Consider the following 15779-nt stretch of genomic DNA (forward strand, 5'->3'; position numbering starts at 1 on the left):
ATTGATAAAATGATTGCCTATGACCTACCGATACCGCCAAACCTTACCCGATACGCCGCTGGATATTGTCGGCGATGTGCACGGTGAATTTACCGCACTGCAAAACCTGTTGCGCCATTTAGGCTACGATTCAGAAGGCCGCCATCCCGGTGGGCGCAGGCTGGTGTTTGTCGGCGATTTGTGTGACCGCGGGCCGGACAGCCCGGCGGTGTTGAAATGGGTAAAACGCGCGCAAGAGCAAGGCCTGGCCTATGTGGCGCTCGGTAATCACGAATTGAATCTTTTGGTGGATGATCGCAAAGACGGTTCAGGCTGGCTTTTTGATTCACGCGCGGAAAAAGACGGAGTCAACTATGCGCCGTGGCGGCGTGCCGATGAAGCGGAAAAAAACGAGTTCACCGCATGGCTGGCCGAGCAACCGATTATTTGCGAACGCGCCGATATCCGCATCATTCATGCTGCGTGGTTGCCGGAAATGTTCCCACGTTTGGACGACGCACAGGCGCGTGGCGAAGATTTGGTCACGCAATACCACCGTTTTGACCAAGAATTGAAACAGCAGCTTCAGACGGCCTCATGGTATGAAGATTACCGCTACGAACAGCAGCATTATGCGGAATTGGCGGAAAATCCCGACCAGGCGCCACCGCCGATGCCGGCTACTGCACAATATGATTTTGCCCGTGGTAAAGCGCACCCTTTGCGTGCCTTGACCAGCGGCGTGGAAAAATTGGTGTCGGAATTGTTTTATGCCGGAGGGCGTTGGCGCGGTACCGGCCGCTGCCCGTGGTGGGAAGATTATCGGGAAGACGTGCCGGTGGTCATCGGCCATTATTGGCGCACTTGGCAGCCGGATCCGAACACCGTTGCCGCCGAACGTAATCTTCTACCTACGCAACCGACGGCATGGCACGGCGCGAAAAACAACGTGTTTTGCGTGGATTTCTCTATCGGCGCCAGTTGGCGCGTGCGCAAGTTTCCCGAAAAATATCCGCCGCAGCAATTCCGCTTGGCGGCGCTGTGTTGGCCGGAGCGGACTTTGATGTTTGATGATGGGGAAGTGGTGGCGACGGATAAATAGCCGCTTTTATCTGTTGGCTGATTGAATGTTTGATTAAGTGAAAAAATGCGTCGATGAATGGATGTAGGCCGTCTGAAAAATGATTTTCAGACGGCCTGAGATGTAGGAAATTGTCGGGTTGTTTACACTTTTTATGCAAAACAGCTTTTATTTTCTGCCTAAATGATTGTTTTAGGATTGTTGAGCATTATCAAGAACCATGCGGCGTTGCCGTGCCTTTCGGCATTCTTGACAACACTCGAAAATCCCAAAATGGGTCTTCAAGCAAAAAAGCAAAAGTGTAAACAACGCTAGGATTTTCTACACCTGAGACCTTTGCAAAACCTCATAAACCACCAATAAAAACCCAAACAGCCGTCATTCCCGCCTGTGCGCGAATGACGTCGATTCTTTGTGCAGTGGCTTTTCAGGCAGTTTTGCAAAGGTCACGGCCTGATGTTTGCTAATCATCATGTTAAGATGATTCTATTGTGGCATATCACGATTGAGAAACCAACGGCTAAGCGGCCAATCAACACTATCAAGCAGGTTTTTGGTTATCAGACCCAGCTCCGTATCGCCTTCAATTTGTAATTTGCGTTTGAAAAATAATGTATCCGGGTCTTCCTCACGCATAATCATGCGCATAAAATCAACACCATTGGCGGCCAAACGTAAATCGGGCGCTCCCTCAAAAGCGTCTGCAATAAATTTTTCTTCATTGGCACCAAATCGGATTTTCACACCGGCATCCAATACATCGATTTCAAACTTTCTTCCGGCAAAAAGGCTCATATCGGCCGGCAGCAGTTCTTTAGCCAGCATGGCGTTTAAGGCGGTGACCAATATAACGCGGGGCGGCTTGGCGGGTAACTTGCCTACCAATTTTCCCAGCCATTGCGGCAAGATGATTTCAGGCAGCACCATAATATTTCTCCTTCACGGCTTCAATTCCCGGCTGGCCAAACCAATATCCATCGACCAAAGTTCCGGTTGATAAACGTTTCAATTCGGGCAGAGCCTCGTTTAAAGACAATATGCCGTCTGTAACGTCACGATGAATTTGAACAATCTCTGCCATACCGGTTATTTGCGGCGACAAACGCAGTATGTCTATACCGATGGCCGCCATGTCTTGATGGTGCGGCAATAGGTTCTGGCAGCAGTAAGACATGGTCTGAATCCCATTAATGGTTAAAAAAGGCTGGCCTTCACGGGTATTCATGGTCATGCCGTGATCGTAATCCAAGCAGCGGAATTCGCAGCTGTCTTTATTCAGATTGTAATGGCGGGCAGTAAAACAGCGGGATGAATAGGCCAGCGGCATTTTCCCCCATGCGAATACTTCGGTTTCAATACCGTTTGTTGCAGAAGTAATCGCAGCCAATTTTTCCCGACTCAATTCTGCAGGAGCCAACCAGCGGTATGCGCCTAAATTTTTAAATAATGTCAGGGTAGTGTCGTTATAGATATTGAGGCTGGCGCCGGCTACAAACGGTATGCCGTGTTCGCGAACCAGTTTGACAGCACCCATATCGTTGGCTTCAATTTTAAATTTTCCTTGCCCGGCAATTTTGCGCAAGCGTTTTAAATCGGATTCACTTTCCAGTAAAACCTGTGAAGATAAAATAATTTCTTTACCGCTGTCTGCCAAGTCTTCTGCCAAGCCGAACCAGTCCGAAAAGCGCATTTTTTGTCGGCGCGAACACACGACTTCTCCAAGATAAATGGTATCGAGCGGGGCATCCAGCATGGTTGTATAAAACTCCAGCAGAGTTTCTTTTTGCCAGAAAAACAATACAGGGCCTAATGATAATTTTAATTTGCTCATACGGTTTATCCTATTTCCACGGACGGCTATATGCCCCTAAAGTTGTTTGGCTGCCTTCAGAGACTTTACCCAAAGCATTGCTCCAAGCAGGTTGGATACGGAAATGTTTCTTATCGGCTGCCGCCGCATCCAAAGCTTGCCGCATGGCTTTCGTCACTTGTGCCGTGTACATCGGACTGCGTTGGCGGCCTTCAATTTTGACGGCACTGACGCCGATATCGATTAATTGCGGCAACATTTCCAGTACATTCAGACTGGTCGGTTCTTCTAATGCGTAATAGGTTTCATCATTCACTTCAAAGCGGCCTTTGCACAAAGTCGGGTAGCCGGCCGGTTCGTTCGGATTGAATTGATCAATCAATATATGGTTTAAACGCACATCCATGCGGTCTGGTTTTTGTTCCCAGCGAACCGATTTCGCCGGAGAACACACTCCCTGCATATTGGGCGATTCGCCGGTAGCATAGCTGGATAAAATACAGCGGCCTTCAACCATCACACACAGGCTGCCAAAACCGAATACCTCGATTTCGACATCGGTATGTTCGATAACATGTTTTACCTGATCAATTGTCAAAACACGGGGCAAAACGACTCGGCGGATGTCAAACAAATCTTTCATCAGGTTGATGGCTTCGTAATTGGTCGCGGAGCCTTGGACAGACATATGCAACCGTAAATCAGGATATTTATCGGCGGCATAAGCCATCAGTGCCGGGTCGGCAACAATAACGGCATCAGTTCTCAGTTGTACCGCCGTATCGATGGCTTTTTGCCACTGTTCGGATTGCCCGGCTTGAGCAAAGGTATTGATGGCCATTAATACCTGCCGCCCGCGCTCATGAGCATAGGAAACCCCTTGCATTGCAGATTTCATATCAAAATTCAAGCCCGGAAAATTTCGAGCATTCGTGGCATTTTTGAGTCCCATATAAACGGTGTCTGCGCCATTATCAATCGCTGTTTTTAAGGCAGGTAAATTGCCAGCCGGGCAGACCAGTTCCGGAATTTTCTGCATATTGTGCTCCTTGCTCATTGTCGTAACTTTGGTTTGAAATCAATATCTGGTATGACAGGGCGGATTTTATGTATAAAAAGCACAATATGTTCTGATTTAAATCAAGCTGATTTTTTTGGTTTTGGCTGTTTGTTCATGTTGGATTAAAGAAGGGACGAATATTTAAATATGTTTTCAATAGGTTACGAAAATTAGAAAAACGTTGTGCTGAAAGAAATTGGCTATTATATTTATAAATTTTTACAATAATAGTATCTTGTTTGGGTTGGATTTGAATAAAAGGCCGTCTGAAAAATCATTTTCAGACGGCCTTTCGTTTACCCAATCAATTAGTTACAAATCAAACACCGCCGTCACCGGCGCATGGTCGCTCGGGCGCTCTTGCCCGCGGGCGGCCAAGTCGACTGCTACGTCTTGCAACACGGCAGACAAGGCCGGGGAAATCAGCAGGTGGTCGATGCGTAAGCCTAAGCCGCGTTGGAACATGGCGCCGCGGTAGTCGAACCATGTGTAAAACGCACCTTCGGGATGGATTTGGCGCAGACTGTCGGTTAAGTCTAAGTTGAGCAGGTTTTGGAACCATTGACGCTCGATGCTTGAGCAATGGATTTTTTCATGCCATTTTTCCGGATCGTAGCAGTCGGCATCGGCCGGGGCGATGTTGAAATCCCCGAGCAAAACCAATTTTTCATGGCGGGCCAGTTCGTCGCGCACAAATTCGTTGAGCGCGGCAAACCATTGTTCTTTATATTGGAATTTCGGGCTGTCGAGGGCTTCGCCGTTGACGCAGTAAACATTAATCACGCGCACGCCGTTGATAGTGGCGGCAATCACGCGCCGTTGCGGGTCGTCGGGCAGGTTGGGCAGACCGGTGTGGACATCCTGCGGTTCGGTGCGGCTGATAATCGCCACGCCGTTGTAGGTTTTTTGGCCGCTCCAAACGGTATGCCAACCCATCATTTGCAGCGCGGCGACGGGGTATTTGTCTTGGTCGAGTTTCAGTTCTTGCAAGGCCAAGACATCGGGTTGGTGTTCGGCCAGCCAGTTTTGTACTTGCGGCAGGCGTACGTTGAGGGAATTGACATTCCAGGTCGTGATTTTCATGGGGATTCCGTGTGTGGATAATAGGCCGTCTGAAAGATTTGGCCGAAAAAACAGCGCGGTGGGCTGATAAACCGCGCTATTTTAGCATTGATTTTGGTGGGATTTAAACTCAGGCAGAGACCTTTGCAAAACCTCATAAATCACCCATAAAAACCAAAACAACCGTTATTTCAGCATAGGCGTAAGTCCATTTTTGAGCATGGAAAACTATTGAATAAAATAAGTTTCTGAAATTTTAAGATGGATTCCCGCCTGCGCGGGAATGACGTCGGTTCTTTGTGCAGTGGCTTTTCAGGAAATTTTGCAAAGGTCTCAGGCAGCTTGTTGGCCGGTTTGTTTCAGGCTTTTGAGCGTGTGCAAAATCACGGCGGCTTCATCGGAAATCAAGCGGTATTCAAGCACGCGGTGGTAGCGGGTGAATTCGACCAAGCCTTCGCTACGCAGTTTGGCTAAATGATTGGACACGGTGGTGGCATGTTGGCCGGTGGCGGCGCATAGTTCATTGACATTGCGATCGCCTTCGAGCAAGAGAAACAGAATACTCATGCGCTCGGGCTGGGCGATGAGTTTTAATAGGGTTGAGAGACGTTGGTTTTCCATGGTTGTGCTTTGTGTCCGGTGGAGTGGATGTGGCTGTAAAAGGTGAAAAGATAGTCATTCTTTTTTCGGTTATTTTGATGCCGAACCGCCTGTTTTGATTGAGTTTAACATCAAAATTGTGCTTTCCGATTTGCTGAGTTTAAAATATCGTAAAGAATTGTTAATAATAGAATTAAAGGCCGTCTGAAATATTTCAGACGGCCTTGGCGTGGATTCAACGCTTATTTTCGGGCAAAACCTTGTTTGTGCAAAAACGGCAGAATTTCAGGGCGGATTCCGCCTTTGAGCGATTCGGTCATTTGCTCGGCCCAGTCGGTGTCCATTTTGCTGCGTTCTTGATAATAAGCGCGGGTAAGGGCGCGGTAATCGGCCAGTACTTGGCTGTCAATCGGCTGATAGTGGTTTTCGGAAACCATGGCTTCCAGCGGCAAACGCGGACGCAGCATCGGGTCTTGTGCCGGATGGCCGAGCGCCATGCCGAACATCGGTACAACGTATTTCGGCAGCTTCAAGATTTCGGCGGTGCGGTTGATGTCGTTGCGGATGTAGCCCAGATACACGCCGCCCAAGCCCAGTGATTCGGCCGCCAGCATCACGTTTTGTGCGATGATGCCGCAATCGACGGCACCGATTAATACCATTTCCGTCCAATCCAGTTGTGATTCAGGGGCGAAGGATTGGTGTTTGGCGAAGTCGAAACAGAAAATCAGCAGTTCGGCGCAGGTGTCGATGCTACTTAAAGCGCGGCCGATGTCTCGGATTTGTGTGCGCACTTCGGGGTCGGTCACGCGGATGATGTGGGTGCTTTGGAAAAAGTTGGAGGTCGAACCGGCACGGCCTGCGTTCAAAATGGCGGTGAGTTGTTCGCTGCTGATGGGCTCATCGGTAAACTTGCGGATAGATCGGTGTGCTAAGGCAGTTTCGATGACGGGTTTGCTGGGTAAAGTCATAATTTTCCTTTCTATTTGATTAGGTGTGCTGAGGCCGTCTGAAAGGGGGGATGATGATTTTCAGACGGCCTTGGTGTGGTGTTTTCCGGATGGGTTGGTGAAAATGTAAAAAGTTACTGTTAACCGGTTTACGCCAATTTCAATGCCAGTTCGGCCAAACGTTTGCCTTGTGCAAAAGCCAATTCGTTTTCATCGGCGCTTAATGCCGCGTTGCCGTTGTGTCCGGTGACATGCGAGGCACCGTAGGGCGTGCCGCCGCTTTGGGTGTGGCTGAGGGCGGTTTCGCTGTACGGAATGCCGCTGATGACCATGCCGTGATGCAGAAGCGGCAGCATCATGGTGAGCAGGGTGGATTCTTGGCCGCCGTGCAGGGAGCTGCTGCTGGTGAACACGGTGGCCGGTTTACCGGATAATTCTGCCCCCAGCCATTGCGGAATCGTGCCGTCGATAAAGTATTTCATGGCGGCGGCCATGTTGCCGAAACGGGTAGGGCTGCCCAATGCCAAGCCGGCGCAGTTTTTCAAATCATCGGCGGTGGCGTAAGGGGCGCCGCTGTCGGGGATGTCGCTTTCTACCGCTTCGCACACGGTGGAAACTTTCGGCACGGTACGCAACACGGCTTCGCAGCCGGCCACGCTTTCGATGCCGCGGGCGATTTGGCGGGCGAGGTTGAGCGTGCTGCCGTTTTGGCTGTAGAACAAAACTAAAATGTTGAGGGAAGTTGGGTTCATGGCGTAATTCCGTTACAATGGCTTAATCAAACTGCTTTTCAGACGGCCTAAAGGGAAGGCCGTCTGAAAAATCATCATCATACAATACATTAAGGAAAAGAGTATGCCGTTTTTAAAATGGTGGCAAGGCTTGTTGGAAAATAAAGTGGTCGGATTTTTGATGTTTGTGTTTGACCGCTTTAATAATGAACGCGTGCCGCAAGTGGCATCGAGTCTGACTTTTACCACGCTGTTGGCCTTGGTGCCGGTATTGACGGTGATGCTGGTGGTGGTGTCGGCTTTTCCGGTATTTGACCAGTGGACGGCATCTTTTGTCGGATTTATCAACCGCATGATCGTGCCGCAGGGTGCGGATGTGGTGTTCGAATACCTGAATCAGTTTAAAGACAAGGCCAGCAAACTGACCGCCATTGGCAGCGTGATGTTGTTTGTGACCTCTCTGATGTTGGTGCAAACCATCGACAGCGCGTTCAACCGTATTTGGAATGTGCATACCCAGCGTCCGTTGGTGCGCCAATTTTTGGTGTATTGGGCATTATTGACGTTTGGCCCCTTGTCGCTGGGTGTCAGTTTGTCGCTGATTGTCGGCGCGGTAAACGGCTTGGGCTTGGAATACATTTCGCCGGTATTGGCCGAAGCGGTCAGATTTTTGATGTCTTTGTTCTTCAGCACAGCCTTGCTGTGCGCGCTTTACCGCTTTGTGCCGCACCGCTTTGTGCCGGCCAAACACGCTTTAATCGGTGCGGTGGTGACAGCGTTTGCTTTGCAGATTGCACGCTATATTTTTGCGTGGTATATGAGTAATTTTGACGGCTATAAATCGATTTACGGCGCGTTTGCGGCGATTCCGTTTTTCTTAGTGTGGTTGAATCTGCTCTGGTCGATGGTATTGGCCGGTGCGGTGTTGACGTCTTCGTTGTCGTATTGGCGCGATAATGCTTTTCGCCGCAATTTCGATTCCTCCGGCCGTTTTGATGATGTGTTGAAAATTTTGTTGTTGCTCGATGCGGCGCAGCAAGAAGGCAAAGCCATGCCGGTGCAGGAATTGCGTGCGCATATCAATATGGGCTATGACGAATTGGGTGAGCTTTTGGAAAAGCTGGCACGACACGGCTATGTCTATGCGGGCAAGCAGGGCTGGGTGTTGAAAACCAGTGCGGATAAAATCGATTTGGCCGAATTGTTTAAGATTTTTGTGTACAGCCCGTCGTATATGAAGAAAGACAAAGTTAACGCTGCGGTCGATCAAATCATGCAGCCTTGCGTGAAAACCATGAACATGACTTTGGCCGAATTCCGCGTGCACACGGATAATCACGATAAATCCGTTGCCGCCTTAAAGAAAATTTTTGACGATATTTAATATTCAGGCCGTCTGAAAATATTTTCTTTTCAGACGGCCTTCACGACTTCTCACTTAAATCCGCCATGAAAATCACCGCTTTTGTCTCACTCATGCTTGCCACGTCTTCAGCGTTTGCCGCCCACGGTTTGGGTTTGGGGCAGCCGCCTAAATATCCACCGCATTTCAAAGCCTTTGATTATGTGAACCTGAATGCGCCCAAAGGCGGGACGTTTACGTTGCCGGTGCAGGGCGGATTTGACACGCTCAATCCGTTTACGCTCAAGGGCGACCATGAAGCGGGCGTGGCCACCTTGACGCTGGATACGCTGATGGAAAAAAGCTTGGATGAGCCGTTTGCCATGTATGGCTTGTTGGCAGAAGACGTCAGCTTGGCTTCAGACGGCCTGTCGGTCACGTTTAAGCTCAATCCGAAAGCACGTTTTCACAACGGTGAGCCAGTATTGGCCAAAGACGTGGCCGCTTCGTTCAACACCTTGACACAAGACAAAGCGGCCGCGCCGATGTATAGATTTTATTGGAGCGATGTCGCCAAAGTGGAAACGCCTGCCGCGCGTACGGTGGTGTTCCGATTCAAGAAGAAAAACGCCGAATTACACATGATTTTGGGCGAACTGCCGGTGTTTTCACACAAAAGCTATCCGCAAGGTTTGGCGGCTGCGGCCAACACTATGCCCATCGGCTCCGGCCCTTACCGTTTTTCCCGCGCCGACAGCGGCCGCCTGAGCGAATACCGGCGTGATAAAAATTATTGGGCAAAGGATTTGCCGGTACGTAAAGGGCGGTACAACTTCGATACCGTGCGCTTCCGATATTTTAAAGATGACAGCGTGCGCATCGAAGGCATTAAGGGAGGGCGGTATGATTTTGTGCAGGAAAACATCGCCCGCAATTGGGCGCGCGCCTATCCTGACGATATATTGAAAAAGCGCGGCTTGAGCAAACATGAGTGGCAACACGGCAATACCGCCGGTATGCAGGGCTTTGTGATGAACCAGCGCCGCAAGCCTTTTGACGATGTTTTGGTGCGCCAAGCGATGGTGGAGAGTTTTGATTTTGAAAACACCAATACCAAGCTCTTTTACGGCACTTATCGGCGCAGCAACAGCTTTTTCACCAACAGCGCCATGGCAGCGACGGGCAAACCAAGCGGCGCGGAATTGGCATTGTTGAATACGGTGAAAACGCAGTTGCCGCAGGCGGTGTTTACGCAAAATGTGCCGCAGCCGCCGGTGGTGAATCCGCAAATCGGTGTCCGTCCGCAGCTTTTGAAAGCGCGAACCTTGCTGCTGAAAGCGGGTTACCGTTATCAAAACGGCAAGCTGGTGGACAAACAGGGCAGGCCGCTGGTGTTTGAATTTTTAAGCCCGAGCAAAACCTATGAGCGTGTGACCGCCAAATGGCAGCGTGACTTGGCCAAAATCGGCGTGGGCATGAACATACGCATCGCCGACCCGGCTGTGTTTCAAAAGCGCATGAATGCATTTGACTACGACATGACGATTGTGGTGTACGCCAACAGTGAAAGTCCGGGCAACGAGCAGTTTAATTACTTCGGTTGTGAAGCAGCCAAAACCGAAGGCAGCCGCAACTGGGCGGGCGTGTGTGACCCGGCGGTGGATGCGTTGCTGAAACGCTTTGAAAATTTCAGCAGCCGTGAAGAATTGATCGTCTCTGCCCGTGCTTTGGACCGGGTATTGCGCCATCAATATATTGTTGTGCCCAATTGGTTCAGCGACCGTTATCGCGTGGTTTACCTCAATAATCTGGGTATTCCGAGTACCTTGCCGAAATATTACAGTCCGCTTGATTGGGCGCTCAGTTCTGCATGGATAAAGCCGTAAGGTGATTGGAGCCTGCTGATAAGAGGCAAAAAATACTGATGGGCGGTTATTTTCTATTGTAAATAATATCATTTGGTTTATAATAATGGGAAAAAATGCAGCATGAATAAGTGCTGCTTAAACCAATAAATATTATTACGTGGAAAATGCAATGAATGCTTCTTTTAATCTTTCAGACGGCCTGTTTGTTTATCTTCTATGGTGGGCGATACCGGTGGTTTTGTTGGTCGTTTTAGCGAAAACCCGTTGGTCGAGAAATTTTACCGCGCGTTTTTCCGTGAATGTGCGTGCCAAATGCTTATTGGATCCCAGAACTTATCACGCTTTTCCTAATTTGGATGTGTACTGTGGTGGCGAGCATGAGCAAATTGATTGCGTATATGTGTCGCGTTTCGGTATTTTTGTGGTCAATACACCGAATCAGCAGGGAAGGATCGAGGGTGACGACGGCAGCGGTATGTGGACGAGCAAGTTGCATAAGAATCAAGCCAAATTTGAAAATCCATTGTTGAAAAATCAGCAATATATTCAGGTATTGTCGGATCAATTGTCGGTGTCGCAGAAAATGTTTTATTCGGTGGTGGTGTTTCCGAAGTATTGCTATTTTCAAACCATGATGCCGGATAATGTGTTGGACATCAGCGATTTTAAAGAATTTGTCGCGCAATATGATGAAGTGGTATTTACGGATGAAGAAATTGTCGAGATTCGCGCAGCATTGGAAACCAGTGAATTTGATGTGGTGTTTAAACGCATAGGCTTGAGTGCTTAAGCAAGAGAATGAGTGAACGATGAAAGGCCGTCTGAAAGTTTATCTTTCAGACGGCCTTTTGATTGAATCCATTAACGCTTCACGCCGCTTAAACGTGCCCAGCCTTCATCGATTTCGGTAGGTTCGATGTCGAACCATTGACCGTAAATTTCGCTTAATTCTTCTATTTGTTCGTCTAACAAGCCCGATAAAATAATGCGTCCGCCCGGTTTGGTGCGGTCGGCCAGCATTTCGCCGAGCATACGCAAAGGGTTGGCCAAAATGTTGGCGACAACTACATCAAACTGACCTTCAGGCACGCTATCCGGCAGATAGAATTGCGCTTGCACATTGTTTTGGCCGGCATTGGCTTTGCTGGCGCGAATGGCTTGTTCGTCAATATCCACACCCACCGCCGAACCTGCGCCCAATTTCAATGCGGCAATCGCTAAAATGCCCGAGCCGCAGCCGTAATCCAATACGCTTTCGCCGCCTTTTAATTGTGCATCCAGCCATTGCAGGCACAGACGGGTGGTCGGATGGCTGCCGGTACCGAAGGCCAAGCCGGGGTCGAGCTGCAGGTTGACGGCGTTTTCATCGGGGGCATCGTGCCAGGAAGGGGTAATCCACAGCCTGTCGGAAATCTGAATCGGGTCGAATTGGGCTTGGGTTAAGCGCACCCAGTCTTGGTCTTCCAAGATTTCAGTGGTGTAGTTTAGGTCGTTCAAACCACAGGCTTTTGTGGCGGTTTCGACCACCGCAGCAGCATCGTCGTTTTCGCCAAACAGGACAATCACTTTGCTTTGCTGCCAGATTTGTTCGGTTGGCATACCCGGTTCGCCGAAAATGGCCTGTTCGTTTTCGGTACCGGCGTAGGCATCTTCTATGGCGGCGGAAAGCGCGCCGTGTTCCATTAAGGCATCCGCCAACGGCTCGGCAATGGTGTCTTTAACGGCAAGGGTAATTTGTTGGTATGGCATAATAGGTCTTTATCGGGGATAGGCCGTCTGAAACAGGAAACAACTCTCCAGGCGGTCATGAATAAAATGGGTTTATTGTAACGGATTCAGCCGGATTGAAAAAGGCCGTCTGAACGGTAGGGCAGCTTCCCTTTGTTTCAGACGGCCTTGGTGTTGATCCGCTTACTTCTCAGCCAATTTGGCTTTGCGTTGCTCCAACCATTTTTCCAAATAGTGAATGCTCACACCGCCTTGAGCAAAGCCTTCGTCTTTGAACAAATCGCGGTGCAAAGGGGTATTGGTTTTGATGCCGGTCACAGCCAATTCGGCCAACGCCACGCGCATTTTCGCCATCGCCTGCGCGCGGTCTTTGCCAACCACGCAGATTTTACCGATCAGGCTGTCGTAAAACGGCGGGATGCGGTAACCTTGGTAAATGTGGCTGTCGACGCGGATACCAAACCCGCCCGGCAAATGGCAACTTTCAATCAAACCCGGGCTTGGAATGAAATTGTATGGGTCTTCGGCGTTGATGCGGCACTCAAAGGCGTGGCCTTCGATTTGGATGTCGTCTTGGGTGTATTGCAACGGCAGGCCGCTGGCGATGCGGATTTGCTCTTGCACGATGTCCACGCCGGTAATCAGCTCGGTCACAGGGTGTTCGACCTGAACGCGGGTATTCATTTCGATAAAGAAGAATTCACCGTCTTCATACAAAAATTCAAACGTGCCAGCGCCACGATAACCAATGCGTTTACAGGCATCAGCACAGGCTTGGCCGATTTTGGCACGCTCTTCCGGTGTGATGCCAGGTGCAGGTGCTTCTTCGATGACTTTTTGGTGGCGGCGTTGCAAAGAGCAATCGCGCTCGGCTAAATAAATCGCATTGCCTTGTTCATCGGCCAATACTTGAATCTCAACGTGGCGCGGACGTTGCAGGTAACGCTCCATATACACCATCGGATTGCCGAATGCGGCACCGGCTTCGGTTTTGGTCATTTCCACCGAGCGAATCAGGTCTTCTCTTTTTTCGACCACGCGCATACCGCGACCGCCGCCGCCGCCCGATGCTTTGATAATTACCGGGAAACCGACTTTATCGGCGATTTTCAGGATTTCTTCGTCATCATCAGGCAGAGCGCCGTCCGAGCCCGGCACGCAAGGCACACCGGCTTCAATCATGGCGTGTTTGGCAGAAACTTTATCACCCATCAGGCGGATGGTGTCGGCTTTGGGGCCGATAAAGGTAAAGCCGGATTGCTCAACTTGTTCGGCAAAATTGGCATTTTCAGCCAAGAAGCCGTAGCCGGGATGAATGCCGTCGGCGCCGGTTACTTCGGCAGCAGCAATCAGCGCGGGAATATTCAGGTAGCTTTGTGCGGAATTGGCAGGGCCAATGCATACCGATTCGTCGGCCAATTTGACGTGCAGGCTGTCTTTGTCAGCTTCGGAATGCACGGCGACGGTGGCAATGCCCATTTCGCGGCAGGCACGCAGCACGCGCAAGGCGATTTCACCGCGGTTGGCGATTAATACTTTGTTCAACATAATGATTTTCCTGTGTTTTTCAGGCGGAATTTTCAACAAGGAGGCCGTCTGAAAATGTTTATGCTTCAAATGTTCCGTAAAGTTTCAGACGGCCTATGTTTATCAGGCCGTCTGAAAGCGGATTATTCGATGATAAACAACGGTTCGCCAAATTCCACAGGAGTGGCGTTTTCTACCAGAATTTCTTTGACCACGCCCGATTTCTCGGCTTCGATTTCGTTCATCAGTTTCATGGCTTCGATGATGCACAGGGTATCACCGGCTTTTACGCTTTGGCCGACTTCGACAAACGGTTTAGCGTTCGGGCCGGGGGCGCGGTAGAAAGTGCCGACCATCGGTGATTTTTGGGCATCAGCCAAGTTGCGTACAGATGCTTCTGCGGCAGGTGCGGCAGCGGTAGCCGGAGCAGCGGTCACGGCGGTAGGAGCGGCAACCGGAGCTGGGGCATAAACAGGTGCCGGAGCGGCGGTGGCACGGGTAATACGGACTTTTTCTTCGCCTTCGGTGACTTCGATTTCGGCGATACCGGATTCTTCAACTAAATCAATCAGTTTTTTCAGTTTGCGCAAATCCATTTTGGTTCCTTACTTATTTAGAGACGGTCTGTTGCAGAGCCGTGTTACGTTACATGGTGATGTTGAATCAGATTGTGTTTGCCCGTTATTCACATTAAGACAACGAACAAATGAGATAGTGTATGTGCCAGCCGTAGCCGGAATTTAATCAAGCTATTTTCCCGAAGTCACAGCAAAATGTCTAGCAAAATATCGAAAAACCGCTCATTTGGGCGTTAAATGGTCAGATTGGAAAGTGGGAACGAGATGATTTTGTTAATAAGAGTATATATTCTAATCAGTTGGTTTTATAAGAAAACAGGCCGTCTGAAAAGAGGAAATATGCGTATAATAACGGCTGTTTTGGATTGTGAAAAAAATCATGGATATTGCTGATTTTGACTTTGAACTACCTGAAAAATTAATCGCGCAACGCCCGCCTGAAGTTCGCGGCAGCAGCCGTTTGCTGGCGGCTTTGCCCGAGAAGCCGATAACCGATGCGTATTTTGTCGATTTGCCGGATTATGTCGGACGCGGCGATGTATTGGTATTCAACAATACCAAAGTGATTAAAGCGCGTTTGTTCGGCCAAAAAGCCAGCGGCGGCAAAATAGAAGCCTTGATCGAGCGAGTGTTAGACGAACATACCGCCTTGGCACATGTGCGTTCGTCAAAATCGCCCAAGCCGGGGACGGAATTGATTTTTGAAGGCGGTATTAAAGCGGTGATGGTTGAGCGGCAGGAAGAGTTGTTCTGTTTGCGTTTTGATGGCGCGCAAACGGTTTACGAGTTATTAGAGCAAAGCGGCCATTTACCCTTGCCGCCTTATATTGAGCGCACGGCGGATGATAAGGATGACAGCCGCTATCAAACGGTTTACGCCAAGCATCAGGGTGCGGTAGCCGCGCCGACAGCAGGCTTGCATTTTACCGATGAATTGCTGGCGGCTTTAAGAGCCAAAGGCGTGGAAATGGCGGAAGTGACCCTGCATGTGGGAGCCGGCACGTTCCAGCCGGTGCGTGTAGACAATATTGCCGATCATAAAATGCACAGTGAATGGTTTGATGTGCCGTCTGAAACGGTAGCGGCGATTGAAGCGGCTAAAGCACGCGGTAACCGGGTGTGGTCGGTCGGTACTACCTCGATGCGGGCGCTGGAATCGGCAGCGCGTGAAACAGGCCGTCTGAAAGCCGGACAGGGCGATACCGATATTTTCATTACGCCGGGCTATCGTTTCAATGTGGTTGACCGCTTGATTACCAATTTCCATTTGCCGAAATCAACGTTGTTGATGTTGGTCAGTGCATTGTCGGGTATGCAGCATATCCGTGAGGTGTACCAACATGCGGTTGAGCAGGAATACCGTTTTTTCAGCTATGGTGATGCGATGATTTTAGGGCGCGTTGAACAACGGAAGACTAATTGAATCACAATAAAAAGGCTGTCTGAACGTTTCAGACGGCCTC

15 protein-coding genes are annotated in these 15779 nt (G+C 49.8%); 5 read left to right on the forward strand and 10 right to left on the reverse strand.

The genetic code is table 11. The features are described from left to right. Positions 1–19 precede the first annotated feature (19 nt). Positions 20–1081, forward strand: a complete 1062-nt coding sequence (locus ACFPVS_RS07125) for a metallophosphoesterase (protein WP_096295792.1) — start codon at positions 20–22, stop codon at positions 1079–1081. 465 nt (positions 1082–1546) lie between these two features. Here ACFPVS_RS07125 and ubiT read toward each other — a convergent pair whose 3' ends face one another. The 7 genes from ubiT to wrbA all read right to left on the reverse strand — a co-directional run bounded on the left by ubiT (position 1547) and on the right by wrbA (position 7294). Further along, positions 1547–1987: a ubiquinone anaerobic biosynthesis accessory factor UbiT gene (ubiT, locus tag ACFPVS_RS07130; protein WP_096295791.1), complete on the reverse strand. Its 441-nt coding sequence runs from the start codon at positions 1985–1987 to the stop codon at positions 1547–1549. Next, the gene (locus ACFPVS_RS07135) at positions 1974–2891 is read right to left on the reverse strand and encodes a U32 family peptidase (protein ID WP_096295790.1); all 918 of its coding nucleotides are present in this window, start codon (positions 2889–2891) and stop codon (positions 1974–1976) included. The genes ubiT and ACFPVS_RS07135 overlap by 14 nt, the downstream gene beginning before the upstream one ends. A 10-nt stretch (positions 2892–2901) precedes the next feature. After that, positions 2902–3909: a ubiquinone anaerobic biosynthesis protein UbiU gene (gene ubiU / locus ACFPVS_RS07140; protein WP_096295789.1), complete on the reverse strand. Its 1008-nt coding sequence runs from the start codon at positions 3907–3909 to the stop codon at positions 2902–2904. A gap of 333 nt (positions 3910–4242) precedes the next feature. Continuing rightward, positions 4243–5013, reverse strand: a complete 771-nt coding sequence (xth, locus tag ACFPVS_RS07145) for an exodeoxyribonuclease III (protein ID WP_096295788.1) — start codon at positions 5011–5013, stop codon at positions 4243–4245. A 312-nt stretch (positions 5014–5325) separates the two neighbouring features. Continuing rightward, positions 5326–5613 (reverse strand): ArsR/SmtB family transcription factor, encoded by a 288-nt coding sequence (locus ACFPVS_RS07150; protein WP_096295787.1) that lies wholly within the window; start codon positions 5611–5613, stop codon positions 5326–5328. Positions 5614–5834: 221 nt separating this feature from the next. Continuing rightward, the gene (nfsA, locus tag ACFPVS_RS07155; RefSeq protein WP_123804446.1) at positions 5835–6563 is read right to left on the reverse strand and encodes an oxygen-insensitive NADPH nitroreductase; all 729 of its coding nucleotides are present in this window, start codon (positions 6561–6563) and stop codon (positions 5835–5837) included. A gap of 128 nt (positions 6564–6691) precedes the next feature. Next, positions 6692–7294 (reverse strand): NAD(P)H:quinone oxidoreductase, encoded by a 603-nt coding sequence (wrbA, locus tag ACFPVS_RS07160; RefSeq protein WP_096295786.1) that lies wholly within the window; start codon positions 7292–7294, stop codon positions 6692–6694. A 103-nt stretch (positions 7295–7397) separates the two neighbouring features. Between wrbA and ACFPVS_RS07165 the strand changes: the two genes are divergently transcribed. The 3 genes from ACFPVS_RS07165 to ACFPVS_RS07175 all read left to right on the forward strand — a co-directional run bounded on the left by ACFPVS_RS07165 (position 7398) and on the right by ACFPVS_RS07175 (position 11273). After that, the gene (locus tag ACFPVS_RS07165) at positions 7398–8657 is read left to right on the forward strand and encodes a YihY family inner membrane protein (protein ID WP_096295785.1); all 1260 of its coding nucleotides are present in this window, start codon (positions 7398–7400) and stop codon (positions 8655–8657) included. A gap of 65 nt (positions 8658–8722) precedes the next feature. Continuing rightward, positions 8723–10501: an extracellular solute-binding protein gene (locus ACFPVS_RS07170; protein ID WP_096295784.1), complete on the forward strand. Its 1779-nt coding sequence runs from the start codon at positions 8723–8725 to the stop codon at positions 10499–10501. 151 nt (positions 10502–10652) lie between these two features. Further along, complete coding sequence (locus ACFPVS_RS07175; protein WP_096295783.1) at positions 10653–11273, forward strand: nuclease-related domain-containing protein; 621 nt, start codon at positions 10653–10655, stop codon at positions 11271–11273. A gap of 71 nt (positions 11274–11344) precedes the next feature. On the opposite strand, the gene prmA is transcribed toward ACFPVS_RS07175, so the two are convergent. From prmA to accB, 3 genes are all read right to left on the reverse strand, one after another. Beyond that, entirely contained in the window at positions 11345–12232 is an 888-nt protein-coding gene (gene prmA, locus ACFPVS_RS07180; RefSeq protein ID WP_378595534.1) for a 50S ribosomal protein L11 methyltransferase, read from the reverse strand. A 162-nt stretch (positions 12233–12394) separates the two neighbouring features. Next, positions 12395–13759, reverse strand: a complete 1365-nt coding sequence (gene accC / locus ACFPVS_RS07185) for an acetyl-CoA carboxylase biotin carboxylase subunit (protein WP_096296180.1) — start codon at positions 13757–13759, stop codon at positions 12395–12397. Between the two features lie 122 nt (positions 13760–13881). Next, entirely contained in the window at positions 13882–14334 is a 453-nt protein-coding gene (gene accB / locus ACFPVS_RS07190) for an acetyl-CoA carboxylase biotin carboxyl carrier protein (protein ID WP_096295782.1), read from the reverse strand. A gap of 361 nt (positions 14335–14695) precedes the next feature. Between accB and queA the strand changes: the two genes are divergently transcribed. Next, positions 14696–15739, forward strand: a complete 1044-nt coding sequence (queA, locus tag ACFPVS_RS07195) for a tRNA preQ1(34) S-adenosylmethionine ribosyltransferase-isomerase QueA (RefSeq protein WP_096296179.1) — start codon at positions 14696–14698, stop codon at positions 15737–15739. The last annotated feature ends 40 nt before the right edge of the window (positions 15740–15779 follow it).

The sequence above is a fragment of the Neisseria weixii genome (assembly GCF_042658245.1).
In the GTDB taxonomy this organism is placed as follows: domain Bacteria; phylum Pseudomonadota; class Gammaproteobacteria; order Burkholderiales; family Neisseriaceae; genus Neisseria; species Neisseria weixii.